Genomic DNA, 25218 nt, shown 5'->3' with positions numbered 1-25218 from the left:
GTCCGTCTGGGACTTCTTCCTCGCGCATCTGATGCTCACCGCGTGAGTGCCTGCACCCGGTGAGCCTCCCGGTCCGGCCCGGCCGTCAGTAGCGGTCGCAGGTCTCGCGGACGTAGCCGTCGCGGCCGGCCGGGGTGACGTCGAGGTCCCGCCGTACGATGCTGATCCGGTCGCCCCAGCCCGCGCAGGCCTTCCTCATGCCCTTCTCGGTGTACTCGACGACGATGACGTGGTCACCGAACGCGTCGACGTAGGCCCCGCATTCGTCGTACTGTCCGCACTCCTCCACCACCGCGAAGTCCAGGCCGACCCGCTTGCGGTCCTTGGCGAGTTCGAGGGTGTTCTTCTGCGCGATGGCGAGGTGCCGGGCGTGCGCGTGGCGGGCGAGCAGGGTCTGGAAGGCCTCGGCGTCGGCCGCGGTGAGCAGTCCGTGCGGGGCGCGGGTGTAGCTGTCGTAGTTGTCCGGCTCGACGGCGTCGAATCCCTTGTCGGCGCACGAGTCGATCCAGTCGTCCACCTTCGCCGCGATCCGCGCGCGCTTGGCCGGGGTGCCGATGTCCAGCATCGCCTCGCCCCAGTCCTTGTCCATGACGACCTTCCTGGAGCGGTCGCGCAGCAGGAGGTCGGCGTCCCAGTCCCCCTGGGCGTCCGGCTGGGCCTGGAACGCGTTGACGTAGCAGATGTTGTAGGCGCCCGGGGCGGGCGAGGCCGTGTGGTCGCGGGAGACCACGGAGACGCCCTTCGGCGGGGTGTAGGCGCCACCGAGCTGGTAGTCGACGCCGGCGTGGACGGGCGGTGTGGACACCTTCGCCGCGGGGGTCTTCGGCGAGCTGTCGGCATGGCCGGCGGAGCCGACGCAGCCGACGGCGGTGAGAACCGTCGCGGTGAGGACGGCGAAGAGGGGCACGGTGACGCGGCGGGAGCCGGCCCGGGACTTGCGCATGACGGTCTGCCTCTGGATGAGAGAGCATGCCCCGCCTCGGACGCGCTCGCTCCTGGCGACTGGGGCCGGACTGACGGCTCGAAGGCCCGTGTTACCGGCTGGGAATGCCTTGGTTGTGCGGACCGTGGGGGTGCTGGGTGGTCCGGTGCCGTGACGATACCAAAGACGTCGCGACCGATTTGTGCCGCCTCAGGGCCAGGTCAGCGAGTGTCACGGGGCCAAAGAGCCCTGGGGACACACGCGTTCCCGGAGCAGACCCGGCCGGCGGTGGAGGAGACGTCCACCACCGGCTCGCCCCGGCAGCACTCCCCCACTACCGCGTTCGACCAGAACCACGGCGCCCATCGAGCCCAGCTCGGTGACGGCCAACAACTGCCCGGCGGACACGCGGCGGTTGTGCGCAAGGCCGTCGCGGGCTTCGGCGCCACAGTGGGCCGGAGCCGGTCGACATCTATTTGTACATCTGTTCTTAACGGTTGTACCGTCGTCGCATGCAGCCCAAAGAACCCCCGTCGGTGCGCCCTCCCGTAGTCGCGCCGGCCGATGGCGGGCACGAGGCTCGCGCCGGGGGGCGGCGGACCCGACGCCACGATCCCGATCGCAAGGCGCTCATCCTGGACGCCACCCTCGATGTCATCGCGGAGCACGGGGTGGCCGGCACGACGCACCGGCGCATCGCCGCCCGGGCCGGCGTGCCGCTCGGCTCGATCACCTATCACTTCACCACGCTTGCCGACCTCCAGGCCCAGGCGTTCGCCCGCCACACCGAACAGCAGTCCGTGGTGTTCGGGGAGCTCTTCGACGGAGTCGACACCCACGAGGACTTCGTGGAGACCCTGGTCGAACTCGTACACGGAGGGCCCTCTCGGCATCGCGGTGCGGTCCTCGGCTTCGAACTGCATCTGGCGGCGCTCCGTGACCCCTCACTGCGCGCCCTGACCCAGGCATGGACGCAGGACAGCCGCACGGTCCTGGCTCGCTTCACCGACCCGGCCGGTGCCGCCCGCCTGGACGCCCTCCTTGAGGGAATGATCATGCACGCCCTGCTGGCGACCGCGCCGGAGTCACGGGCGACGACGCGCGACGCGATCACGCGCACCCTCGGTCCGAGCCGCCAGTGGGAAGCATGACGAGCACGCCTGCTGTCGTAGGGAAGGCGCCCACGGCACGTGAAGTGGCGGTCGGCGCCAAGGCGACCTACGCGGTCTTCGCCGGTCTGGGGCTCGCTGGGGCGACGTGGTCCTGTCGCCTCCCTCAGGTCCGCGCTCACCTGCACCTGGACCCGGCCTCCCTGGCACTGCTGCTGCTGACCATCGCCGTCGGAGGTGTGGTCGTGCTGCCGCTGTCGGGGGTGGTCGTCACTCGCGTCGGCCCGCGCCGGGCCGTGACCGGCGTGGCCCTGATCGTCAGCGCGAGCCTGGGCGTCATCGCCGTCGGATACATCCTCTCCACCCCCTTGCTGGTGGCCGGGCTCTTCCTGCTCGGCGCGGCGACGGGTTTCTGGGATGTGGCGATGACCGTGCACGCCGCGTCCGTCGAGCGGCACCTCGGCCGTCCCGTCATGTCCCGCTTCTTTGCCGCGTTCAGCCTCGGTACGTTCGCCGGCGCCGCGGTCGGCGTCCTGATGGTCGCCCTGCACGTCCCGGTGAGCGTGCACATGGGCGCCGTGGCCGCCGCGATCGCCGGGACCGTTCCCGTGGCCGCACGAAGATTCCTTCCCGAGCCGAGCGCACACACCGGCCCGGTGGCACCGACAGCCGAGGCCCACCGGCCGGGCCGGAGCGCGTGGAGCGAGCCCCGCACGGTGACGGTGGGGCTCCTCGCGCTGGGCTTCGCGGTCGCGGAAGGGGCGGGCAGCAACTGGGCGGGTGTCTCGGTCATCGACCGCCACCACACCACCGCCACGATCGGCACGCTGGCGTACACCTCGTTCCTGGCCGCGCTGACGGTCGGCCGCTGGCTCGGGCCGGTGGTCCTCGACCGGTTCGGACGGGTCACCGCCCTGCGCGCCGCCGCGGCCCTGACGGCCTGCGGAGTCACGGTCTTCGCGCTCGGGCCCTCCACCGGCCTGGCCTTCGCCGGAACGCTCCTGTGGGGCGCGGGCGCGGCACTCGGCTTTCCCGTCGGCATGAGTGCCGGGGCCGACGAGCCCGCCCGGGCCGCCGGCCGGGTCAGCGTCATCACCTCGATCGGCTACTGCGGGTTCCTCGGCGGACCGCCGCTCATCGGGTTCGTCCCCAACCGGTCCACCATCGGGCACGCGCTCCTCGTCATCACGATCCTCATGGCGTCGGCCGCTGCCCTCGCCGGCGCCACCCGCCGGTCCGCCGGAGCACCCCCGCAGACCAGCGCCGGCACTCCGGCACGCAGCACCGCGCTGTGAGACCGCAGACCCTGGAGGCTCCCATGACCCACCGCACACCCCCGCCCGCGCTCGCAATCACCGAAGCCGAGCTGAACGACCTGCGCTCACGGCTCCTCAACACTCGCTGGCCCACGCCTTGGCCCATGGGCGGATGGGAGGCCGGCACCGACGTCGACGAGCTGCGACGCCTCGTCACGTACTGGGCCAACGACTACGACTGGCGTGCCCAGGAAGCCTCCATCAACGCCCTTCCCTCCCACCACGCGGACATCGACGGCACGCCCGTCCACTACCTGCGCTTCGACGGCGAAAGCCCCGGCTCGCTGCCCATCGTGCTGACCAACGGCTGGCCCAGCACCTTCCTCGAACTGACCGCCCTCGCCCGACGACTCGCCACGCCCTCGCGGTACGGCGGCGACAGCGCCGACGCGTTCACCGTGATCGTCCCCTCGCTGCCCGGCTTCGCCTTCTCACCGCAGCGGCCCTCACTCACGCGGTCACCGCAGACCCACGAGATCTGGCACCGGCTCATGCACGAGGAACTGGGCTTCACCCGCTACGCCGCGCACGGCGGCGACCTCGGGGCCGGCATCACCTCGCGGCTGGCGGAAGCCCACCCCGAAGCCGTCGTGGGCATCCACCTGATGGCCGTCGCGAGCCCGGTCACCTACGACCAGGCAGGCGTCACCCCACAGGAGCAGGAGTACCTCGACTCCGTCGCCGCGTGGTCCGCCCATGAAGGCGGCTACCTGCACCAACAGGGCACGCGCCCGATGACGTTGAGCTATGGGCTGGCCGACTCACCGACCGGCCTGCTCGGCTGGATTCTGGAGAAGTACCGGGCGTGGAGCGACTGCGGGGGCGACGTCTCGTCCCGGTTCAGCGACGACTTCCTCCTGACCCAGGCGTCGCTGTACTGGTTCACCGACACCGTCTCCACGTCTTTCCGGCCCTATTACGAATACGCCCAAGGGCTGACCCGGCGAGTGGAGCGGGTCGACGTGCCCACCGCGCTGGCCCTGTTCCCGGCCGATCTCACGCTTCCGCCCCGCAGTTGGGCCGAGCGCACCTACAACATCGCCCGGTACACCCGCATGCCCCGCGGCGGACACTTCGCCGCCCACGAGGAGCCCGGACTCCTCGCCGACGACATCACCGAGTTCTTCCGCGCCCACCGCTGAACACCGCGGCCCCCGGGCGATCCGGTCGCGCGTCAGAGGTCCGGGGAGCTCTGTCGCGGGTGAGGCGCAGGGCCGGCGCGTCGACGGTGAACGCGACCGGGCTGAAGGCGGCGAAGCCCGATGGACCTGGCACGCGCCGCTGGTCTAGGCGGGGTTTTCGCCGGTGGGGACCAGCACCGCGCGGCCCAGGATGTGGCCGGCCATGGTGAAGCCGAGGAAGGCCGGGGTGGCGTCGGCGGGTACGCCGATGGACTCGACGTCCAGGGCGTGCACGACGGTGAAGTAGCGGTGCGGGCCGTGGCCGGCCGGCGGGGCGGCGCCGATGTAGCGGGCGGCACGCGCGTCGTTGGGCAGTTGGAAGGCGCCTGCGGGCAGACCCGAGCCGGTGTCGTCGCCGACGCCCTCGGCCAGGTCGGTGACGGTGGCGGGGATGTCGGCGACCGCCCAGTGCCAGAACCCGGACCCGGTGGGGGCATCGGCGTCGTAGACGGTGACCGCGTAGCTCTTGGTGCCTTCGGGGGCGCCGCTCCAGGACAGCTGCGGTGAGGCGTCCCGGCCGCCGGGGACGCCGAAGATGCCGGAGTACTGCTCGGGCGGCAACGGGGCGCTGTCGGTGACGGTGGTGCTGGTGACCGTGAAGGACTTCGCCTCGGGCAGGCGGGCAAAGGGGTTGTTGGCGCTCATCGCGTCGTTCCTCTCGGACAGTGCTGTCGGATGGCTGGTGATGGCGGTCGATGTCGGGGCAGAGCCGAACGTGCTGGACGAACACCGGAGGTGTTGCCTCGCCGACCACATAATCGACAGTAACACCAAGAATCGATTATTACGATGTTCATCTATGATGAGGCCATGACCGAGACGATCCACAGCCCGGCCCCGCACGGGAAGCAGATGCTCTCCGAGCAGGTCTACGCACACCTGCGGGACGCGATCATGAGAGGCCGGTACGCCCCCGGTGCCGCTCTCAAGCCCCAGGACCTCGCCCGGGAGCAGGGCGTGAGCCTGGCGGTAGTGCGCGAAGCGCTGGTACGCGTGGTCGGCGAGGGCCTGGCCGACCGGCTGCCCAACCGGGGCTTCGCCGTCCCCTCCTTCTCCGACCAACGCTGGCAGGACATCACCCAGGCCCGCCGGACCGTCGAACCGGTCGTACTGCGCCTGTCGATCGAGCACGGCGACCTCGACTGGGAGAGCCGCGTGCGAGCCGCACACCACCGACTGGCCCGCACCCCTACGCATGCGCCCGAGGAGGGCGAGCACTACAGCGCCGCCTGGGCCGAGGCGCACCGGGTCTTCCACCGCACCCTGCTGGAAGGCTGCGGCAACCCCGTCCTGCTGGAGACTTTCGACCGGCTGTGGACCGCGAGCGAACTCGCCCGTCGCTGGGCCGCCCAGCGCGACCCGGACCGCGACGCTCCGACCGAGCACGCCCGACTGGAGGACGCGACGCTCGCCCGCGACGCCGACACCGCCGCCGACCTCCTCACCCGGCACCTGACCACGACCGGTGCCGCGCTCACCGCCACCCCGCACGAACGCGGAGAGGACGACTGCTGACGGGAGTGGGGAGTACGGGGGTGGGGTCAGGTGTGGGCGCCGCCGCTGCTGTGCGGTGCGCGCGGCAGGGTGACCAGGAAGGCCGCGCCGCCCGACGGGGCCTCGGCGACGGTGAGGTCGCCGCTGTGGTTGCGTACGACGTCCCGTGCGATGGCCAGTCCGAGGCCGGCCCCGCCGTCGTCGCGGCTGCGGGCCTCGTCGAGGCGGACGAAGCGTTCGAGGACCCGGGGGCGGTCGGCGGGCGCGATGCCGTGGCCGTCGTCGGCGACGGTGAGCACGACGTCGTCGCCCGCGCGGGCCAGCGTCACGGTGATCGCGGTGGCGGTGTGCCGCTGGGCGTTGTCCAGGAGGTTGCCGAGGACGCGGGCCAATTGACCGCGGCTGCCCAGGACTTGGGGCACGGCCTCGTCGTCGGCCACCACCTCGGGCGTCACCCGGTCCGTCGGGGCGCGCCGGGCGACCTCCTCCCTTACCAGTGCCGTCAGGTCGAGGAGGGAGTGAGCGGGTTGCTCGCCCGCGTCGAGCCTGGCGAGCAGCAGCAGGTCGGCGGCGAGGTGCTGGAGGCGTACGACGTCGTGGTGGAGGTCCCCGGTGTCCAGGAGCCCGGGGTGCTGGTCGGCTACCTCTATCTGGGTGCGCAACGAGGCGATGGGGCTGCGGAGTTCGTGGGAGGCGTCGGCGACGAAGCGGTGCTGGCGTTCGACGGACTGCTCCAGGGCGGCCAGCGTCTGGTTGGTGGTGCGGGCTAGGCGGCCGATCTCGTCGCGGGCGCGCGGCACCGGGACCCGCCGGGTCAGATCGCCGCTGCCGGTGATCGCGGCCATCTCGGCGCGGATGCCCTCCACCGGACGCAGGGCGCGCCGGGTGGCCAGCCAGGTCACGGCCGCCACGACGAGCAGGAGGAACGGCAGGGCGACGAGCATGGTGCGGGTGACCTGGCCGAGAGTGGCCTGTTCGTCGGCGAGCGAGGTGCCTGCGTAGACGGTGTAGGTACGGCCGTCGTACGTCGTTCCCTGGACGGCGGCGAAGCCGTAGTCGCGGCTGCGGTCGTCGAACCGCACGGGCAGCGTCTCGCGGTCCACGGCGGTGCTCACCTTGCCGCGCGCCGGAGCGCCGGTGGCGGTGTCGTCGGTCGTGGTGTCCTCGGTGCCGGTGTCGTCGGACTCGTCGCCTCCGCGACCGCTGCCCCTGCCGCTCCCCCGGCCACCGCCGTGGTCGTCGCCGCTGTCGTCGTCATCGTCGTCGTCCGAGGTGGTGGCCGTGGCGGTGGGGACGCCGGAGCCGGTGGGCGTGGTGCTCGGTGTGCCGGTCGGGGCGGGGGCGGGCGCGAAGTCGGTGAGTGCGCCACGTCCGTGCAGCGCGTCGCCCGCGGCGAGGACCCGGCCGCCGGAGTCGACGACCTGGACGAGTCTGTCCCGGTCGTCGGGAAGATCGAGGGCGGTGAAGTCCCCGGTGAGCGCCGCTTGGGCGCCCGCCACCGTACGGGCGGTGACCTCGGACTCCAGGGCCGCCCGGTCGGTGAGGTTGTGGCGCAGTACGGCGATCACGGCGATGCCGGTGACGACGAGGGCGAAGGAGACGACCAGGGTCGCGGCGAGCGCGGCACGGGCGCGGACGGAGGCGAGCGGCCTAGGCAAGGAGACCGCCGTCGGTCTCCAGCCGGTATCCGGCGCCCCGTACGGTCGTGATGGTGCGTCGGCCGAAGGGTGTGTCGAGCTTGCGGCGCAGGGCGCTCACGTGGACCTCGACGACGTTGGGGTCGCCGTCGTAGGCGAAGTCCCAGACCTGGGCGAGGATGTCCGTCTTCGACACCACCTGTCCGGCGTGCAGGGCGAGGTGCTCCAGAACCGCGAACTCCCGCGCGGTCAGGGCTATGTCGGTCCCCGCCCGCTCGACGCGGCGGGCCGCCTGGTCGACGGAGAGGTCCCCGAAGCGCAGGACGGGGGCGGTGCCCGCGCGGTTTCGGCGGCGCAGCAGTGCGCGGATGCGGGCCTGGAGGACGACGTAGGAGAACGGTTTGGTGAGGTAGTCGTCGGCCCCGGTGTCGAGGCCCTCCGCCTCGTCGTACTCGCCGTCCTTCGCGGTGAGCACCAGGATCGGGGTCTCGTCGCCCTCCGCCCTCAACCGGGCGCAGATCCGGTAGCCGTTGAGGCCGGGCAGCATGATGTCGAGCACGATCAGGTCGTAGTCCCGGTCCTGCGCCAGACGGAGACCGGCGAGCCCGTCGTGGGCCACGTCGACGACGAACCCCTCGGCGGACAGGCCGCGGGCGAGGGCGGCGGCGAGGCGTCTTTCGTCCTCCACGATCAGCAGGCGCATGGGCACAGGGTCGCAGACCGTCCCTGAAGCGATCTTCAGGAAGCTTCAGCGTGGCTTCAGGGTCGCTCCCGCAGGGTGGTCGACATCGGGCCGGCCGTGCTCCTCCGGGGCACGTTCCGGCCGCGACCGAGGGAAAGGACCACGCATGATGAACGCTTCCCAGGGCTCCCCGACCGGCCGTCGGCGCACCGTGGCGGCCGTGCTCGCGGCGACCGCGGTGCTCGGTGGCGCGGGGGCCGTCACGGCGGTGGCCGTCGCCGACGACGGCGGTCGCCACGGCACTTCGCCGGGCACCTCCGGCACCCGTCACCCCGAGGGCGCGGACGACTCCCCGTCCCCCTCCCGCCGGAGCACCGTGACAGGCACGGCGATCGGCCTCGTGCGGGCCACCGACGCGGGGGTGGCGTCGCTGCCGGGTACGGTCACCGCCGTCGAACTCGACGAGCATCGCGGGCGGACCGTCTGGAAGGTCGAGATCGTCGCCGCCGGCGGCGATCGGCACGAGGTCACCGTGGACACGGCCGACGGCACGGTCGTCGGCAGCAGGCCCGACGACGACGGCGAGGCCGCGCTCGCACGCTCGGCCCGTACGGGTCTGGCAGCGGCGGTACGCAGCGCACTGACCCGGGTCCCCGGCACGGCCACGTCCGTCGAGGTCGACGACATGGGCCGGTCGGCCGTCTGGGAGGTGGAGATCGCGGGCGCGGACGGCACCGGGCACGAGGTGACGGTCGCCGCCGCCTCCGGGAAGGTCACCGCCGTACGCGCCGACGACGTCGACCACCACGGCCGCTCCACCGACGGGACGGACGACGACCGGGGCCGTCACGGCTCCGACGACGACCTGACCGGCCGGACCACGGACGACGACGGAGCCCGCCACTCCACGCCCGAGGACCGTCCCGACCGCCACGCGGACGAGGACACCCCGTCCCGCCACGGGACGGACGACGGCTCGGGTCACGGCCGTGGGCGGGGATCTGACGACGAGTCGGGGCACGGTGGAGGGCATGGATCGGACGACGCGTAGCCCGAACCGCGGGCGCGACCAAGGGCGTTCGCACGGCTCGCGTGACGCGTGAGTCCGCAGGCCGGCCCGAGGGGACGCGGTCCCGGTGGCTCCGTCCGGGCCGCGCCCCCGTCAGCGGTCCGTCACCCCAGTCGCGTCGGACGGCCGGTTCCCCGTCCGCACGATGTGGCTCGCGATCCTGAGCGCCTCGGTCAGGGGCACGGTGTCCGCGTCCGGACAGGCGTCGTACTGTCCGCCGGTGAGGAGCCCTCGCCGTCGCCGTCGAGCGGCATGTCCATCGCGCGGAGCGCCTGCGTCACCGTTCCGGCGGGGACGGGGGTGCCGGAGCAGTCGCGGTCCGGAGCCCAGGATTCGTGCACGGTACGACGGCTCCCTCCAACTGGCCCCAGGGTGGGCGGAGTCAGCGTGGTCCGCCACGACTCCATGTCGACCTCGACTGTCTCGGGACGGCCGGCTGCGGTGCAACGGGTCGCCCGGTGGCCTGGGCCAGCCGGAGGGGAGTGAGGTCCAGCACGCGCAGCAGGGCTGACGTCTGCTGTCCGTCACCGCTCCAGCTGTTCGTCTCCTCGGCGCGCTCGTACCGCGCGGTGTCCATCCCGATCGACCGGGCAAGTCTGTCCGTACTGAACTGCCGTACCAGTCGGTGTTCCGCCAGGGTGCGCGGAGACTCGATCCCCATCAGGTCCTTGGTCCGGCACCAGAGGACGTCCGCGATGGCGAACAGCTCGTCCTCCGTGGGGCGGTACTCACCGGCCTCCCATGCGTGGACCAGTGGGATGTCCACGACCACTCCGCAGGCGTTCATCTGTTCCGCCACCTGATGGGGCGACAGTCCCAGGTCCTGCCTGGCCGACCTGGCGGTGTCCGGGGAGAACGGGGGTCGGTTCACTGGTCGGCCTCTCTGTCGCTGATGCCACGGACCCCGTACGGGCACCCCGGACGGTCGTGATCTTGAAAGAGATCTTCGCCGCCGGACCGCGGCGACCGCGACATGTGCACGGACTCCTGCCCGGCCGTCCCCCACACCTGCCTGCTCGGCCGGCCCGCATGTCCGGCCGGCCTGTCTTGAAAGGGCATGGTGATCCCGTACGGCAGGACGAACACCGCTCCGCAACGGCCCGAGGAGGATCCGAAGGGACGCTCAGACAGTCACGGCGTACGTCCAGACGGCGCACATCCACGCGGGGAAGGCGGGACCGGACAGGCCGCAGGGGGTGAAGAGGACGGTGACCGTGTCGGTCGAGGGGTCGATGTGCGCGGCGGTGCCGGTGCCGCCCACCCAGCCGTAGCGGCCGGGGGTGTTCCACCGCTCCGCGGAGGTGACGTCGACCGAACCGCCGTACCCCCATCCCTGGCCCTGGAGGAAGAGGTCGCCCTCGGCGCGCTGGTCCGCGGTGAGGTGATCCGTCGTCATGAGGCGTACGGACTCCGGGGAGAGGACGGTGCCGCCGCCGGCCAGCAGCATGCGGCCGAAGGCGTGCCAGTCGGCGACGGTGGACACCAGGCCTCCCGCGCCCGAGGCGAAGGCGGGCGGGGTGGACCATGCGCCGTCGGCCGCGTCGGCGAAGGTGTGGGTGCCGTCAGAGGCTGTCAGGTAGTAGGGGGTGAGGCGGTCGCGTTCCGATGCCGGTACGGAGAAGGCCGTGTCCTTCATCCCGAGCGGCTCGAAGATCCGCTCGGCCAGGAACTCCGGCAGCCCGCGCCCGGCGGCACGTGCCACCAGCACGCCCTGCAGGTCGGAGCCGGCGTTGTACAGGAACGCCTCTCCGGGCTGTCGCAGCAAGGGGATGTCGGCGAGGGCGGCGACCCACTCGTCCGGGTTCAGCGGCGACCGCGGACCTCCGTTGTACACGGCCACGTCCGCGAACAGGGGCTGAAGGGCGGGTGCGGTGAAGTCGGCCCCGAAGCCCCATCCGGAGCGCGACGACAGGACGTCCTCGACGGTGATGGGACGGGCGGCCGGCACCACGTCGTCCAGTTCGCTCGCGGGAGTGCGGACGACCTTCGGGAACGCCAGTTCCGGCAGCCAGCGCGCGATCGGCGCGTCCAGGGTGAGCACGCCGTCGTCGACGAGCGCCAGCACCGCGGCGGCGGTCACGGGCTTGGTGACCGAGGAGAGCCGGAAGAGGGTGTCGGCCCGCATCGGCGCCGAGCCCGCGGGCTCCGTCGATCCCACGGCCGCGACCTCCACCTCACCGGAGCGGTCCACCAGGGCGACCGCTCCGGGGAAGGCCCCCTCGGCGACGTACTTCTCCAGCAGCGCGGTCAGATCGCTCATCAGGTTCTGCCTCTCGTGTCACGGCCGACGGCGGATACGTCCCTAGGGACCGTCCGCCGGCCCGGAACTCATCGGTGCAGAACCTCTACGCCTCCTCAGCTGCCGTGGGTCGAGGTGCTGCGGTAGTCGGTGTACGTGTAGGGGTTGTCGAGGACCTTGGCCTCGGGAACATCCGGGTTCATGCCCTTCGCCCAGGCTTCCTCGCCCATCGTCGACCGCAGATGGTCCACGGTCCGCTCGACGGTGCGCCGCACCGCGGCCAGGTCGGTGTCGAGGAGACGGTGCTCGTGCTTGACCACCCGGCCGTCGACGATGACGGTGTGCACGTCGCCCCGCTGCGCCTGGAAGGCCACATGGCCGTACGGATTGAGCAGCGGGAAGGAGACCGGTGAGTGGTCGTTCTTCAGCAGGACGAGGTCGGCCTTCTTGCCCTCCTCGATGCTCCCCAGGTCGTGTTCACGGCCAAGTGCCCTGGCACCGCCGCGCGTTGCCCACTCCACCACCTGGTCGGCACGCAGCGCGGAATGGGTGACGGTCTCGCCCTGGGCGTGGGCCTCCAGGTGCTCGCGGGCGCGGTCGGCGCCGAGGGTGGTGCGCATGGCGGAGAACAGGTCTCCGCTCCACCACACGCTCGTGTCCATCGACAGGGAGACGGGGATGTCGTGGGAGCGGACCGCCCAGGTCGTCGGGTAGCCCTGGCCGGCGCTCTGCTCGCTCTCCGTGGACACCGAGACCGAGCCGCCCGTGGCCGCGATGCGGTGGTAGGAGTCGGCCGACAGGGTGGAGGCGTGGACGTAGACCGTCTCGGGGGTCATGAATCCGTGCTCGTGCATGAGCCGGATGCCGTCGTCGTTGGTGGCGCCCCAGACTCCGGCGTGGGTGGTGACGGCGACACCCAGGTCGCGGGCGACCTCGAAGGCGGGCTTCTCGGGGAAGGCGGGATCACCGGTGACGTCGAAGGCGATCTGGAAGCCGAGCATGTCGTCGCCGGTGATGCGGCGGCGCACGAAGTCCCGGAACTGGGGTGCCGCGGTCCATTCCGCCGGAGCCTGCTGGATGTTGCCGTAGGCGAGGACGAACCGGCCGGGCACGGCCCGCAGCGCGTCCACCGCCGCGTCCGCGTGGTCGACCGTCTGCAGCCCGTGCGACCAGTCGACGACCGTGGTCACCCCGGCGTCCAGCGCCTCGACGGCGGCCAGGAGGTTCCCGGCGTGCACGTCCTCGGGCCGGAAGGCTGTGCCGTGTTCGAGGTAGTACCAGACGAAGTACTGGGTCAGGGTCCAGTCGGCGCCGTAGCCGCGCATCGCCGTCTGCCACATGTGCCGGTGCGTGTCGATCATGCCGGGCATCACGATGCCGTCGGACGCGTCGATCTCGGCGGTCCCCTCCGGTACGGCGAGCCGCGGGCCGACCGCGGCGATCCGGTCGCCCGTCACGAGCACGTCGGTGTCGCTCAGCACCCGCCGTGTGCGGTCCATGGGCAGGACGGTACCGCCGCGCAGGACGACGGGTCGCCCCGGCTGGAATGGCGTGGACTGGCTCATCACTGAATCTCCCACTCGACATCGGACGACTGTCCGCATGACGGCTCTCGGTAGGTGACCGATCGTCGTCAGGGTGTTGTCCGGTGTCAATACTCCGCGGTTTCCGAATTCCGCCCGGTAATGCCCCCAGCCGTCCGCTCTGCGGTCGGCCCCGGGATGCCGCGTCCGAGCCATCGCGACGGAGGCCTGTTCTGCTGCGTAGAGTGCCCTCGACGTGTGTCCGTAGGGCGGACACGCGTGAGCGAAGCCGACGGCGACCAGAAGGAGCCACCATGCCGCGCGAAGGAACCGGACCCGATTTCATCGAGGCGCTGGCCCGGGGGCTGGAGGTCATCACCGCCTTCCGGCCCCGGCAACCGGTGATGTCACTGTCCGACGTGGCGACCGCGACCGGGCTGGCCAGGCCGACCGCACGCCGGATCCTGCTCACCCTGACCGAGCTGGGCTACGTACGCCAGCAGGCCGGCGGTTTCGTGCTGACCCCGCGCGTACTGGACCTCGGCGTCGCCTACGTCCGTTCGACGGGACTGTGGGACGTGGCCCGCCCGCACCTGGAGTGGCTGGTGGAGCGCACGAACGAGTCCTGCTCGATCGCGCAGCTCGACGGCTCGGACATCGTCTACGTCGCCCGGGTCTCGGTGCCCAAGATCGTGACCCTCGCCGTGCAGATCGGCACCCGATTCCCCGCACTGCCCACCTCCCTGGGCAAGGTCCTGCTGGCCGCGCTGCCGCCCGACGAGGCGGCCCGGGTCGTCGCCGAGCCCAGCCGCTCGGGACTGGAGTCGGTGTGGCACCCCGGCCGGGCCGAATGGGAGGCGGAGCTGCGGGAGGTGCGCGCGCGGGGCTGGGCGGTGACCGACGAGCAACTGGCCAGGGGCATCCGTTCGGTGGCGGCTCCGCTGCGGGACGGCTCGGGCCGCGTCGTCGCGAGCGTGAACGTGAACGCGCACGCCGCCGAGACCTCGATGGAGGTGCTGCTCGACGACCACCTGCCACTCCTCCTCCAGGCCGCCGGCGAGATCAGCCTGGACTTCGCCCGGCTGGAGTCCGCACCCCACGCGGTCCTGCCGTCCGGCGCGATCGTGTCTTGACGCCTCCGTCGCCCGGGACAGAGAATCACTGTCCGGACACTCGTCCGGTGTACGGACAGAAAGGCAAGGTTCATGTCGCAGAGCGCCAAGCCCACTCCGCCGGGCACCGCGGGCCCGCTCTCCGGGGTGCTGGTCGCGGACTTCTCACGGATCCTTGCCGGACCGTACGCCACGATGCTGCTCGCCGACCTGGGGGCCGACGTCGTCAAGGTCGAGGGACCGGGCGGCGACGACACCCGCGCCTGGGTGCCGCCGACCCGCGACGAGGTCTCGACCTACTACCTCGGGATCAACCGGGGGAAGCGTTCGATCGTCCTGGACCTGCGGGACGAGGAGGACGCCGAGGTCGCCCGGAACCTCGCCCGCCGGGCGGACGTCCTGATCGAGAACCTCAAGCCCGGCGGCATGGCGAAGTACGGACTGGACTTCGACTCGGTCCGGCGGGACAACCCCGGTCTGATCTACACGTCGATCACCGGCTTCGGCACCGGACCCGGCCGGCACGTCCCCGGCTACGACCTCATGGTGCAGGCCATCTCGGGGCTCATGAGCCTGACGGGCGACCCCGACGGGCCGCCCTACCGGGCCGGGATCTCCGTGTTCGACGTGATGGCCGGCAACCACGCCACGATCGGCATCCTCGCCGCACTGCGCCACCGAGACGCCACCGGGACGGGCCAGCTCGTCGAGGTGAACCTGCTGTCCTCGGCCCTGACCGGACTGGTCAACCACAGCTCGGCCTACGTCGCCGGCGACACCGTGCCCTACCGCATGGGCAACGCCCACCCCAGCGTCTTCCCCTACGAACCACTGCCCACCGCCGACAACGACCTCATCGTGACGGCCGCCAACGACGGCCAGTTCCGCAAGCTGTGCGAGGTCCTCGGCATACCCGAGGTGGCCGACGACCCGCGGTTCGCACGCAATGCCGACCGCACCGCCCACCGTGACCTGCTGCGGCCGTTGCTGGCCGAGAGGCTGAAGACACGCGGCGCCACCGAGTGGTTCGAGGCACTGGTGGAGGCCGGTGTGCCGAGTGGACCGATCAACACCATCGACGGCGGCTTCGCCATGGCCGACCGCTTCGGACTCGACCCGGTCGTCACCGTGGGCGAGGGGGACCGCGCGGTGCCCACCACCCGGCATCCGATCCGCTTCTCGGCCACCCCCGCCTCGTACCGGCTGCCGCCGCCCGAACTCGACGAGCACGGCGCGGAGTTGCGCACCTGGCTGTCCGGACCGGAGGAGGCCGACCGTGTCTGAGCCGACACCGCGCCCCGCCTACCCCACGGCCCTCGGCGCCTCCGACCTGCGGAGCATCACCCTGCTCGGGCACGACCTGGCCGAGGACATCATGGGCTCGGTCGGCTTCGGTGAACTCGCGTTCTGGCTCGCCACCCAGCGACGGCCCTCCCCCGGCGAGACCCGTGTCTTCGAGGCCGTGCTCGCGGCACTGGCCGACCACGGCTTCACCCCCACGGCCATCGTCACCCGCCTGACCTACCTCTCCGCTCCGGACTCGGTCCAGGGCGCACTCGCCGCCGGACTCCTCGGCGGCGGCTCCCGCTTCCTCGGCGTCACCGAGGACACCGGCCGCTTCCTGCACGACGTACTGGAGTCCCTCGACGGAGGTCTGCCCACCGACGAGGCCGGCTGGGACGCGGTCGCGCTGCGCACGGTCGAACGGCGGCGCGCTGCCGGGGAGTTCGTCCCCGGACTGGGTCACCACGTGCACAAGGAGGGCGACCCCCGTACGCCGAGACTGATCCGGATCGCTCAGGAGGAAGGCGTTTTCGGCCCGCACCTGAGCCTGTTCGCCGCCATCGGCCGGGTGCACCCGAAGGTGCTGCACCGGACGCTCCCCCTGAACGGAGCGGGGGTGTGCGGCGCCGCCCTCGCGGACCTCGGCCTGCCCCTCCAACTGCTGCGCGGCTTCGCGCTGTTGGCCCGCACCGCGGGTCTGATCGGCCAACTCGCCGAGGAACTGCGCCATCCCGTCGCACAGGACGTCTTCCTGTCCGTCGACCTCAACAACACCCCGGTGCCGCCCGAGCCGTACACCCCGGACCCGCTCACGAAGGACCGGCGCGAGGACTGACCCCGCGCCCGTCGTCCGATCATCCACCCGCACACAGACCAAGGAGCCGCAACCGTGTTCGTCGACGAGGACAACATCACCGAGCTGGCCGTCGAGCGGTGGGCCACCGCTCACTCCCCGCGGCTGGCCGAGCTGATGACCGCGCTGGTCCGTCATCTGCACGCCTTCTCGCGTGAGGTGCGGCTCACCGAGGACGAGTGGATGACCGCGATCGAGTGGCTGACCGCGGCCGGCGGGATCAGTGACGACAAGCGCCAGGAACTGATCCTCACCTCCGACGTGCTCGGACTGAGCACGCTGGTCGTCCAGTTGAACAACGAGTTCACGCCTCAGGCGACCCCGGCCACGGTGCTCGGCCCCTTCCACATCGACGGTTCGCCGACCGCGCCCCACGGCTTCGACATGTCGGACGGCATCCCGGGCACACCGCTGTTCTTCACCGGCAGGGTGACCGACACCGAGGGCAAACCACTCGCGGACGCCGTGCTCGACGTGTGGCAGGCCGACGCGGAAGGCGCCTACGAGGCCCAGATCCCCGAGATCGACGAGGCACGTCTGCGGGCCAAGTACCGCACCCGCGAGGACGGCACGTACTGCATCCGCACCATCGCGCCGCGCGGGTACGCCATCCCCATGGACGGCCCCGTCGGCGACCTGATGCGCCGGACGGACATCAGCCACTACCGGCCGGCCCACGTCCACTTCCTGATCGACGAGCCGGACTACCGGAAACTGATCACTCATCTGTTCCAGGCGGACAGCGACTATCTCGACTCCGACGTCGTCTTCGGCACCAAGGACGCGCTGATCATCCCGTTCACGGAACGCCCGGCCGGTACCGCGCCCGACGGCAGCCCCCTCGAAGTCCCCTACCTGCACGCCGAGTACGACTTCGTCCTGCAGTCCCGCTGACCGCCGGGCGGCGGCGCGACAGCGGCACCGTGGGGATTTGTCTGGTGGTCTGTCGTGACCGGTGGTCGGTCACCGGTCACGGCAGGGGGGTGGGGGTGGTGGTCAGACGATGATGCGGTCGAGGTTGGGTGCTCCGGCGGTGGGGTTGGAGAACTGGATGGTGTTGGTTCCGGCCTTGAGCTGGACGGTGACGTCCTTGGTGACGACGGTGTTGTAGTCGGGGGTTTCGGGGAAGCTGACGGTCTGCTTGACGCCGTTGACCGTGACGACCGCGGTGCGGGCCTGGCCGACGCTCATGAACGAGACGCTCATGGTGTAGCTGCCCGCCGCCGGCTCGGAGATGTTGCTGAAGGTGGCGGTGCCGCCGTTGCCGAGGTAGCTGAGTTTCTGGCCGCCCGAGCAGTGCGCGCAGTTGGTGACGGTGGTGCCACCGGCCAGGGTTGCCGCCTCGGCCTCGTACGACACGTTCCCGCCACTGGGCGGAGGCGACGTGGGCGGCGGACTCGTCGGAGGAGTCGTACCACCGGTGATCTTGTTGAAGATCCGGGAGTAGGCGTACCCGGTCCCCTTGTCGTAGCCGTCGACTTCCCAGAAGGACAGCTCCTGGACGCCGTTCGTGGCGGCGAAGGATTCCAGTGTGGTGGCGTTGGCCTGCGTGAAGTTCTCGTCGTCGTCGTTCTTGCCGGCGATCGGGGTCAGGCCCATGCGTCCGTAGGCCTGGGCGGTCGAGATGCCGTAGAGGCTCGCGAGCTGTGCAGCCGTGCCCTTGGCCGCGGACAGCGCGTCGTTGAGGGCGTTCTCGCCGTCGCCGAAGTCCATGGTCATGATGTTGACCAGATTGACCTTGACGCCCTTGCTCTTGGCGTCCTTGAGCAGGTTGAGGGTGTCGGACTCCAGGCCGGACGGGTCGACGGCGAGGGTGTAGTCGACTTCGACGTTGGGGTTCTGGGCCTGGAGGGCGGCGAGGGCCTGGTTGCGCCGGGTGTTGGCCGCGGTGTTGCCCAGGGTGTCGCCCTCGATGTCGAAGTCGAGCCGGGTGATGCCGTACGTATTGACCACGCTGGCGTAGGCGGCGGTGAGTGCCGAGACGGACGTGCAGGTCTGCGCCAGTTCCCCGCCTTCCGCTCCGCCGAAGGAGATGATGACGTTGCCGCCAGCCGCCTTGAGGGTGCCGACCTGCGAGGTGAAGGCGCCCAGTGCGCTGTTGCCGGCCTCCCACTGCGGAGTACAGCCGGACTTGGGGATGAGGAAGGCCAGCGTGTAGTTGTTGAGCCCGGTGGCTCTCATGTCGGCTGCCATGTCACCGGCAGTGCCGCTGGAGAGCTCAAGGTAGGGCGCGGCGTAGTGGGCCGGGAACGCATTCGCCGCCTGCGGACTGGCGCTGGCGGTCGCGTTGATGCCCATCGCCACCACTGCAATCGGAAGTGCGGAAGCAACAAGCCCCTTGGTAAGTCGTGACCATGTCACGTATGTCCTCCAGTTGGGTTCGAGACAGGGCATGCCCGAGAAGCCGGCTCTTGGTCCCGGTCGAGGACCGGAGCTGTGACATGCAGGTGTTCTGGGAGGGCGGCGCGAAGCAGGGCGCCGGCGCGGGAGAGCTGCGGGAGCCGACGCTCGACAGCAACTACTGAGCTTTCAGGGACAGTTCGAGTGCCGTGAGCCGTGTCGAGGTGATGCGTACGCAAGCGGTGGTGTGGGGGATGTGGTGGCGTTGCGTCGGCAGCGCCCGCAGTCAATCTCTCCGTGGCGGGACCCGTCAATACAATGGAATGGAAAGTTTCCTAACAGAGTCGTTCGGTGCGGAACCGATTCCGTCAGGGACGCGCCGAGGTGGCCGGAGGCGGACAAGCGGCCTCCCCTGAGAGCCACTTGACCGACTACCGACGCCTGGATCGGGACCGGGGCGACATCCACCCTGATTGCCGTCGTCGCCGCTACCGCAAGCCTTACTTGACCTGCACATCTAAAGATTGACTCGCCGTCGGCACCGCGAGCCGGGCGCCTCTTTGTTGGTATGGACTTAGTAAAGCTACTTAACGAGACGATTGTGTGACTGCGGTCACTACTGCTTCCGTCTGTTAGGAAACGTTACTAACGAACGATGGAGGCCCCACACCGCCATGTCATCGATCCGTACGCGCCTCGCTGTGGCAGCCGCCTCAGCCATCGCGCTCGCCGCCCCGTTCGCCGTCGGCAACGCCGACGCCGCGACGACCCCCACAGCAGCCAAGGCGGCCCCGGCCGCCACCTCGTACACCGCCGCCCAGGTCCTGGCGGGCGTCCAGCAGAACTCGACGGCCGCGAACCAGGTCAACTCCAAGCCCCACATCAACACCATGACGCGGGCTCAGAACGTGAACGTGTACCAAGTCGCCCCGGGCGTGTACTCCTACACCTCCGGCATGGCCATCGACACCGACGGCAGCGACTCCGATCCCGACCCCGACCATCAGGGTGAGACGACCTGGGAAGACAGTAACGGCCAGGCCCTGGGCGCTCATCACGTGCCGTTCTATGTGCTGGGTGACGACTGCTGGGACCGCAAGACCCCCTGCCCGCACTTCTACTACAAAGAGCGTGGCATGTCGGGCCGACAGTTCGCGCTGATGTTCTACAACGGCAAGGTCATCGGCTCGATCTTCGGCGACACCCAGACCGCGAACAGTCAGACCACCTCGGACAACGACTCCCGCGAGCTGGGCGAGGCGTCCGTGAAGGCGGCCCAGCTGCTCGGCATACCCAGCAGCGGAACCACCGGCGGTGTCGACAACGGCGTGACCGTGGTGATGTTCTCCGGTTCGAAGTGGGTCGTCAACGGCACCAACACCAACCTCAACACCAACACACAGGCCCTGGTCCAGACGGCCCTGGACAGCCTCGGGGCGAGCATGAACGGTGGTACGACTCCTCCGACGAGTCCGCCGCCCACGTCGCCTCCGCCCAGTGGCGGGAACGTGTCGTACGAGGCCGAGGCGGCAACCCTGGCCGGTGGCACCACCGTCACCAACTGCGCGCACTGCTCGGGCGGCCAGAAACTCAGCTACCTCGGCAACGGCGGCACCGCCACCTTCAGCAACATCTCCGAGCCGGCGGCGGGCAGCTACACCATGAGCGTCTCGTTCATGAGCGTCGGCCAGGCCCGCACCGCGGTCGTCACGGTCAACGGCGTCAAGCAGACCGTCAGCTTCCCCGAAACCCCCGACTACAACACCGTCGTCACCAAGGACGTCACCGTCCAGCTCAAGGCCGGAACCAACACCATCCAGTTCTCCAACCCCACCGCCGGAGCACCCAACCTCGACCGCATCATCGTCTGACCACCACCCCCACCCCCCTGCCGTGACCGGTGACCGACCACCGGTCACGACAGGGCACCACACAGCCGCGGTCCGGGCCCCGCGTGATCCGTACCGGACGACGAGACCTGACCCAACCGGCCTGGACACGCGGCCTGTTGGGTCAGGCCGGGTCGGACGGCAGATAGCTCGCGAGGCCGCGCAGGATGATCTCCAGGCCGATGTCGAACCGCTCGTCGGAGGAGTCCGTCACCATGACTCCGGCCAGGGCGCGCAGGTGAGGGTAGTCCGCGGCGGGAAGGGACGCGAAGTAGTTCTGCATCTCGTCGGCCATCTCACGCCAGTCGGGGCGGGCGAGCGAGGAGGCGTCCGCGTTCTGCTGGGCGGCCCGGTCCCGCCACATGCCCTCCTCCAGGACGAACCCGTCGATGTACGTCGAGATGAGGTCGCTGGCCTCCGCCGCGATGCGGTCGGGCAGTCCCGCGGTACGGAACACCCCGAGCAGCGCCTCGACATGTGGCAGAAGTTCCGCGGTGAAGGGGACGTGGGCCATGGAGATCCTGGCCATGTCCCGGTGCGCCAGAAGGCGCCGCCGCCCTTCGAGGGCGTACTCGCGCACCTCCTCCTGCCAGCGCTCCGGGTCGGTCTCGGGCGGCTTGAAGTCGTCGAAGAGGCGGGCGTACATGAGCTCCAGGACGTCGTCCTTGGAGCTGACGTGGGCGTAGAGGGCGGAGACGGTGACTCCGAGTTCGGCCGCGACCTGACGCATCGACAGGCCGTCGAGCCCCTGACGGTCGAGCACGGTGAAGGCGGCGTCGACGACCCGTTCGCGTGACAGGGGGGTTCGGGCCGGGGTGACACGTGCAGGCGCCGGGCGCTCGCGCTCCCAGGGGGAGGGCGGGGGCGGTGCGGGGGTGTCGGCGTCCGCGTCAGTCATGGGGACAGTCTAGGCGCCGGGAGAGCGGTGTTCTCTCGGGGTGAGCAGCGTTCACCCGGAGAAACGCGATATATCTTGTCCGCGGCGCCCAGTTGCGCTATATCTTGATGAACGCCGTTCTCGCGGTGAGCACTGTTCTGTTAGGGTGAACGGTGTTCTCCGGCGTGCGGTCGCGTCCCCCGCCCCCATAGAGGGAGCCGGGCAGTCGCATCCATCCGTCCCACCGCGCTCGCGGATCCTCGCCGCGCGCGGACCCCTTCCGAGGAGTTCCGATGTCCACCACCGGTGTCGCGTCCACCGAGACGCCCATCGACTCGCCAGCGCCCTACCGGTGGCGCTGGGCCGCGCTCTTCGTGATCCTTGCGGCCGAGGTGATGGACCTCCTCGACGCCGTCGTCACGAACATCGCCGGCCCCTCCATGCGGGCCGACCTCGGCGGCGGCGCCTCCACGCTGCAATGGCTGGCCGCCGCCTACACCCTGTCGATGGCGGTCGGGCTCGTCACCGGCGGACGGCTCGGCGACATCCACGGCCGCCGCCGGATGTTCCTGGTGGGAGCCGCCGGATTCACGCTGGGTTCACTGCTCTGCGCGATATCCATGTCGCCCCAGATGCTGATCGGCGCGCGGATCGTGCAGGGCCTGTTCGGCGCGGTGATGCTGCCGCAGGGCCTCGGCATGATCAAGGAGATGTTCCCTCCGAAGGAGTCGCAGAAGGCGTTCGGCATGTTCGGGCCGGTCATGGGGCTGTCCGCGGTGTGCGGGCCGATCCTGGCGGGCTGGCTCGTGGACGCGGACTACTTCGGCACCGGCTGGCGCATGATCTTCCTGATCAACCTGCCGCTGGGTGCCGCAGCGATCCTCGGCGCCCTGCGCTACCTGCCGAAGACCCGCTCCGAGGCCAAGCCGCGCCTCGACATCCCCGGCATGCTCCTGGTCTCGCTGGCGGCGCTGCTCCTCATCTTCCCGCTGGTCCAGGGGCGTGAGTACGACTGGCCCGTGTGGACGTTCGTGATGATGGCCGCGTCGATCGCCGTCTTCGCCGTCTTCGCCCGGTACGAGTCGTTCCGCAGCAGGAACGGCCAGGACCCGCTCGTCGTCCCGAGCCTCTTCCGCAAGCGCGGCTTCAGCGGCGGCATGGTCCTCGGGCTGGTCTTCTTCTCGACCATGCAGGGCTTCATGCTCGTGTTCAACCTCTACACCCAGATCGGCCTCGGCTACTCGCCGCTCAAAGCGGGCCTGGTGATGGTGCCCTGGTCCGGCGGCATGATCGTCGGCTTCGGGATAGCCCAGGGGGTCGTCCGCTTCGGACGCGCCGTGCTCCAGGCGGGCACGGTGGTCATGGCGCTCGGAGTGTTCGGCATCTGGCTGACCCTCGACCAGGTGGGGTCCGGCGTCGGCCCCTGGCAGCTCCTGCCGTCGCTCCTCGTCACCGGCATCGGCATGGGCCTGCTGATGGCGCCCTTCTTCGACATCGTCCTCGCCAGCGTCGAGCCGCACGAGACCGGTTCGGCGTCGGGCACGATGACCGCGGTGCAGCAGCTCGGCGGCGCCTTCGGCGTGGCCATCCTCGGCACCGTGTTCTTCGGTCTGCTGGGCGGCGGGATCGCCGGCGCGGTCGACCACCGCTCGGACGATCTGCGCGGCCGGCTGACCGCGGCACACGTCGCTCCGGCGACACAGGACCGCGTCGTCGCCGACCTGCGCCGGTGCGCCTCGGACCGCGCCACCGCCAAGGACCCCGCCGCGACCCCGGCGTCCTGCGCGCTCCTGGCGAAGGACACCCGGTCCGCGGTGACCGCGTCCGAGGCAGGCGCACGGATACCCGCCGTTCTGGAGGCCACCGCCTCGTCGGCCTTCCGCAGCGGTTTCGGTTCGGTCATGCAGACCGTGCTCTGGATCGTCGACGGCTTGCTCGCGCTGACCTTCCTGCTCGCCTTCCTCCTGCCGCGCCGTGCCCGCCCCGAGGAGTCCGCCGGCCACTGAGTCCCGGCCGACAACCAGCGCGCGGGGCGGTCGTAGACCCTTTCGGGGAGCTACGACCGCCCCGTGTTCTGTGCCGACACGGCAAGCGGTCGGTCGGGACTGCGGCGCGCGGTCCGGGCTGGGTTCTGCGCTGTACGGTCCGAGGTCCGGGTGCCGCGGCAACAGGCACGCATCCAAGTGCTCACTCCCTGACACGAACTCGGCGGTCACAGCCAGCCGCCCGTCCCCTGTCGGCAGCGGAGAGCACGCGAGACTCACGCAGACCATTCACCGGCCGCAGTCCGCCGGGCAGCCCCGTCCGTCGGGAGCCGGTTCGCCACGACGGCCGCTCGTCCCCGAGGTGCTCGGTCGCCGGCACGCCATGCGGGGACGATGCCGTTCACCCCGGTCAGGCCCGAGCGAGGCGCGCCACGTACCGTGCGGGCAGGCAGGTACGCGTGCGCGCCGACCGGAAGTGGGCGCCCCTCGCCGGACACACCCGCCGTAACCCCGCGGACCCCGCACCCTCCCGGAAGGACGAGCCCCGTGCTCACGTCGTACGCAGACCACTTCGACACGCCTGCGGGATATCTCGACTTCGCGCGGTTCGGTCCGCCGTCGCGGGACGTGGTGGCCGCGACGGCACGGGCCATGGAGGAGTCCGCTCGTGCCGACCACACCACCGTCGACGGCCTGATGGACGCGGAAGCAGTGGCACGCGACACGGCCGCCCGCCTGGCCGGTACCGACGGCCGCCACACGGTGCTGCTCCCGAACGCGTCCACCGGACTGTTCCACGCCGCTCTCGGAATCCGTGCGGGCGTGGTCCTCGCACCGCGCACCGACTTCCCGGCCAACCACTATCCGTGGCGGCGCAGCGCCGAACTCGGCCGGGCCACACCGCGCTGGCTCGATCCCACGCCCGGTGCGGGAGTCACCCCCGACCTCGTCCGCGCCGCGCTGACCGATGACGTCGTCGGTGTGTCCGTCAGTGCCGTCGACTTCCGCACCGGCTTCCGTGCCGACCTCGCCGCACTGCGCGAGGCGATCGGACCGGACCGGCTACTGATCGTGGACGCCATCCAGGCGTTCGGGGTGGCGCGGATGGCCTGGGACGCGGCCGACGTGGTGATCGCGGGCGGCCAGAAGTGGCTGCGCGCGGGATGGGCCACCGGCTTCGCGGCACTGTCCGACCGTGCCCTGGAGTTCCTGGAGCCGGTCCTCACCGGCTGGACAGGTGTCGAGGACGTCGGTGTCTTCGACGGGACCGAGCACGCGCCTGCCCTGGACGCGCGGCGGTGGTCGATCACCAATCTCAGCCCGGTGACGGCCGCCGCGTTCGCTGCCGCCCTCGGACTCGTCGAGCGGTACACGGTCGCGGCGATCGAGGCCGCGATCGCCCTGCGGGTCGCCGAGTTGACCGAGGTCGTCGAGGAGCACGGCGGTCGCGTCCTGTCCCCCGCCGACCCGGCGCGGCGCGCGGGCGTCCTCTCCTTCGCGATGCCGGGGCACGATCCGTCCGTCGTCGCGAAGGCGCTGCACGGCGAGGGGGTCACACCGACCGTCCGTGCCGACTCCCTCCGGTTCTCCCCGCACGCCTCGACTCCGCCGGAGGCGTGTGCACGGGTGACGGCGGCACTTGCCTCGTTGAGGACCTGACCCCGTCCAACGTCCGCGAACCTGGCGGAGCCACCGCCGAACGGTTC

The 25218-nt window shown here is 70.8% G+C and carries 22 protein-coding genes; 12 read left to right on the top strand and 10 right to left on the bottom strand.

Going from position 1 to position 25218, the window contains the following annotated elements; genetic code table 11:
* Positions 1 to 85: 85 nt before the first annotated feature.
* On the bottom strand, positions 86 to 943 hold the full coding sequence (locus OG226_RS48875) for an endo alpha-1,4 polygalactosaminidase (RefSeq protein ID WP_329352881.1): 858 nt from the start codon (positions 941 to 943) through the stop codon (positions 86 to 88).
* A gap of 491 nt (positions 944 to 1434) precedes the next feature.
* On the opposite strand from OG226_RS48875, the gene OG226_RS48870 reads away from it, so the two are divergent.
* Genes OG226_RS48870 through OG226_RS48860 form a run of 3 tightly spaced genes read left to right on the top strand, consistent with a single transcriptional unit; the run spans position 1435 to position 4489 of the window.
* On the top strand, positions 1435 to 2073 hold the full coding sequence (locus OG226_RS48870; protein WP_329352880.1) for a TetR/AcrR family transcriptional regulator: 639 nt from the start codon (positions 1435 to 1437) through the stop codon (positions 2071 to 2073).
* Positions 2070 to 3326, top strand: a complete 1257-nt coding sequence (locus OG226_RS48865; RefSeq protein WP_329352879.1) for an MFS transporter — start codon at positions 2070 to 2072, stop codon at positions 3324 to 3326. The genes OG226_RS48870 and OG226_RS48865 overlap by 4 nt, the downstream gene beginning before the upstream one ends.
* Positions 3327 to 3349: 23 nt before the next feature.
* A complete protein-coding gene (locus tag OG226_RS48860) occupies positions 3350 to 4489 on the top strand; it encodes an epoxide hydrolase family protein (protein WP_329352878.1) in 1140 nt (379 codons plus the stop codon).
* A gap of 144 nt (positions 4490 to 4633) precedes the next feature.
* On the opposite strand, the gene OG226_RS48855 is transcribed toward OG226_RS48860, so the two are convergent.
* On the bottom strand, positions 4634 to 5173 hold the full coding sequence (locus tag OG226_RS48855) for a YbhB/YbcL family Raf kinase inhibitor-like protein (protein ID WP_329352877.1): 540 nt from the start codon (positions 5171 to 5173) through the stop codon (positions 4634 to 4636).
* Positions 5174 to 5338: 165 nt separating this feature from the next.
* On the opposite strand from OG226_RS48855, the gene OG226_RS48850 reads away from it, so the two are divergent.
* A complete protein-coding gene (locus tag OG226_RS48850) occupies positions 5339 to 6043 on the top strand; it encodes a GntR family transcriptional regulator (RefSeq protein WP_329352876.1) in 705 nt (234 codons plus the stop codon).
* A 26-nt stretch (positions 6044 to 6069) separates the two neighbouring features.
* Here OG226_RS48850 and OG226_RS48845 read toward each other — a convergent pair whose 3' ends face one another.
* Positions 6070 to 7680 carry a sensor histidine kinase gene (locus OG226_RS48845; RefSeq protein WP_329352875.1) on the bottom strand — a complete coding sequence of 537 codons (1611 nt, stop codon included), beginning with the start codon at positions 7678 to 7680 and terminating at the stop codon, positions 6070 to 6072.
* Entirely contained in the window at positions 7673 to 8362 is a 690-nt protein-coding gene (locus OG226_RS48840) for a response regulator transcription factor (RefSeq protein ID WP_329352874.1), read from the bottom strand. The genes OG226_RS48845 and OG226_RS48840 overlap by 8 nt, the downstream gene beginning before the upstream one ends.
* 145 nt (positions 8363 to 8507) lie before the next feature.
* Between OG226_RS48840 and OG226_RS48835 the strand changes: the two genes are divergently transcribed.
* Positions 8508 to 9392 carry a PepSY domain-containing protein gene (locus tag OG226_RS48835; protein ID WP_329352873.1) on the top strand — a complete coding sequence of 295 codons (885 nt, stop codon included), beginning with the start codon at positions 8508 to 8510 and terminating at the stop codon, positions 9390 to 9392.
* A gap of 191 nt (positions 9393 to 9583) precedes the next feature.
* Here OG226_RS48835 and OG226_RS48830 read toward each other — a convergent pair whose 3' ends face one another.
* The 4 genes from OG226_RS48830 to OG226_RS48815 all read right to left on the bottom strand — a co-directional run bounded on the left by OG226_RS48830 (position 9584) and on the right by OG226_RS48815 (position 13148).
* Positions 9584 to 9751: a hypothetical protein gene (locus OG226_RS48830; protein ID WP_329352872.1), complete on the bottom strand. Its 168-nt coding sequence runs from the start codon at positions 9749 to 9751 to the stop codon at positions 9584 to 9586.
* A gap of 41 nt (positions 9752 to 9792) precedes the next feature.
* Entirely contained in the window at positions 9793 to 10281 is a 489-nt protein-coding gene (locus tag OG226_RS48825) for a helix-turn-helix domain-containing protein (protein WP_328685976.1), read from the bottom strand.
* A gap of 252 nt (positions 10282 to 10533) precedes the next feature.
* Complete coding sequence (locus OG226_RS48820; RefSeq protein ID WP_329352871.1) at positions 10534 to 11670, bottom strand: serine hydrolase domain-containing protein; 1137 nt, start codon at positions 11668 to 11670, stop codon at positions 10534 to 10536.
* Positions 11671 to 11765: 95 nt separating this feature from the next.
* Positions 11766 to 13148: an amidohydrolase family protein gene (locus tag OG226_RS48815; protein WP_329352870.1), complete on the bottom strand. Its 1383-nt coding sequence runs from the start codon at positions 13146 to 13148 to the stop codon at positions 11766 to 11768.
* 338 nt (positions 13149 to 13486) lie between these two features.
* On the opposite strand from OG226_RS48815, the gene OG226_RS48810 reads away from it, so the two are divergent.
* The 4 genes from OG226_RS48810 to OG226_RS48795 all read left to right on the top strand — a co-directional run bounded on the left by OG226_RS48810 (position 13487) and on the right by OG226_RS48795 (position 17315).
* Positions 13487 to 14305: an IclR family transcriptional regulator domain-containing protein gene (locus tag OG226_RS48810; RefSeq protein ID WP_328685973.1), complete on the top strand. Its 819-nt coding sequence runs from the start codon at positions 13487 to 13489 to the stop codon at positions 14303 to 14305.
* A 72-nt stretch (positions 14306 to 14377) separates the two neighbouring features.
* Positions 14378 to 15568, top strand: a complete 1191-nt coding sequence (locus OG226_RS48805) for a CaiB/BaiF CoA transferase family protein (protein ID WP_328685972.1) — start codon at positions 14378 to 14380, stop codon at positions 15566 to 15568.
* Positions 15561 to 16403 (top strand): citryl-CoA lyase, encoded by an 843-nt coding sequence (locus OG226_RS48800; protein WP_329352869.1) that lies wholly within the window; start codon positions 15561 to 15563, stop codon positions 16401 to 16403. Before OG226_RS48805 ends, OG226_RS48800 begins: the two co-directional genes overlap by 8 nt.
* Positions 16404 to 16457: 54 nt before the next feature.
* On the top strand, positions 16458 to 17315 hold the full coding sequence (locus OG226_RS48795; protein ID WP_329352868.1) for a dioxygenase family protein: 858 nt from the start codon (positions 16458 to 16460) through the stop codon (positions 17313 to 17315).
* A gap of 102 nt (positions 17316 to 17417) precedes the next feature.
* Here the strand turns inward: OG226_RS48795 and OG226_RS48790 are convergent, their stop codons facing one another.
* Positions 17418 to 18719 carry a CBM35 domain-containing protein gene (locus OG226_RS48790; RefSeq protein ID WP_328685969.1) on the bottom strand — a complete coding sequence of 434 codons (1302 nt, stop codon included), beginning with the start codon at positions 18717 to 18719 and terminating at the stop codon, positions 17418 to 17420.
* Positions 18720 to 19462: 743 nt separating this feature from the next.
* Here OG226_RS48790 and OG226_RS48785 point away from each other — a divergent pair.
* The gene (locus OG226_RS48785; protein WP_328685968.1) at positions 19463 to 20632 is read left to right on the top strand and encodes a glycoside hydrolase family 75 protein; all 1170 of its coding nucleotides are present in this window, start codon (positions 19463 to 19465) and stop codon (positions 20630 to 20632) included.
* 142 nt (positions 20633 to 20774) lie between these two features.
* Here the strand turns inward: OG226_RS48785 and OG226_RS48780 are convergent, their stop codons facing one another.
* Positions 20775 to 21548, bottom strand: a complete 774-nt coding sequence (locus OG226_RS48780; RefSeq protein ID WP_329352867.1) for a TetR/AcrR family transcriptional regulator — start codon at positions 21546 to 21548, stop codon at positions 20775 to 20777.
* Positions 21549 to 21820: 272 nt separating this feature from the next.
* On the opposite strand from OG226_RS48780, the gene OG226_RS48775 reads away from it, so the two are divergent.
* Positions 21821 to 23533, top strand: a complete 1713-nt coding sequence (locus tag OG226_RS48775) for an MFS transporter (RefSeq protein WP_329352866.1) — start codon at positions 21821 to 21823, stop codon at positions 23531 to 23533.
* 525 nt (positions 23534 to 24058) lie between these two features.
* On the top strand, positions 24059 to 25171 hold the full coding sequence (locus OG226_RS48770; RefSeq protein WP_329352865.1) for an aminotransferase class V-fold PLP-dependent enzyme: 1113 nt from the start codon (positions 24059 to 24061) through the stop codon (positions 25169 to 25171).
* Positions 25172 to 25218 lie beyond the last annotated feature (47 nt).

It is taken from the genome of Streptomyces sp. NBC_01261 (genome assembly GCF_036226385.1).
Taxonomy (GTDB): Bacteria; Actinomycetota; Actinomycetes; order Streptomycetales; family Streptomycetaceae; genus Streptomyces.
The sequence above is the reverse complement of the archived record's forward strand: the minus strand, read 5'-3'. Positions and strand labels throughout refer to the sequence as shown.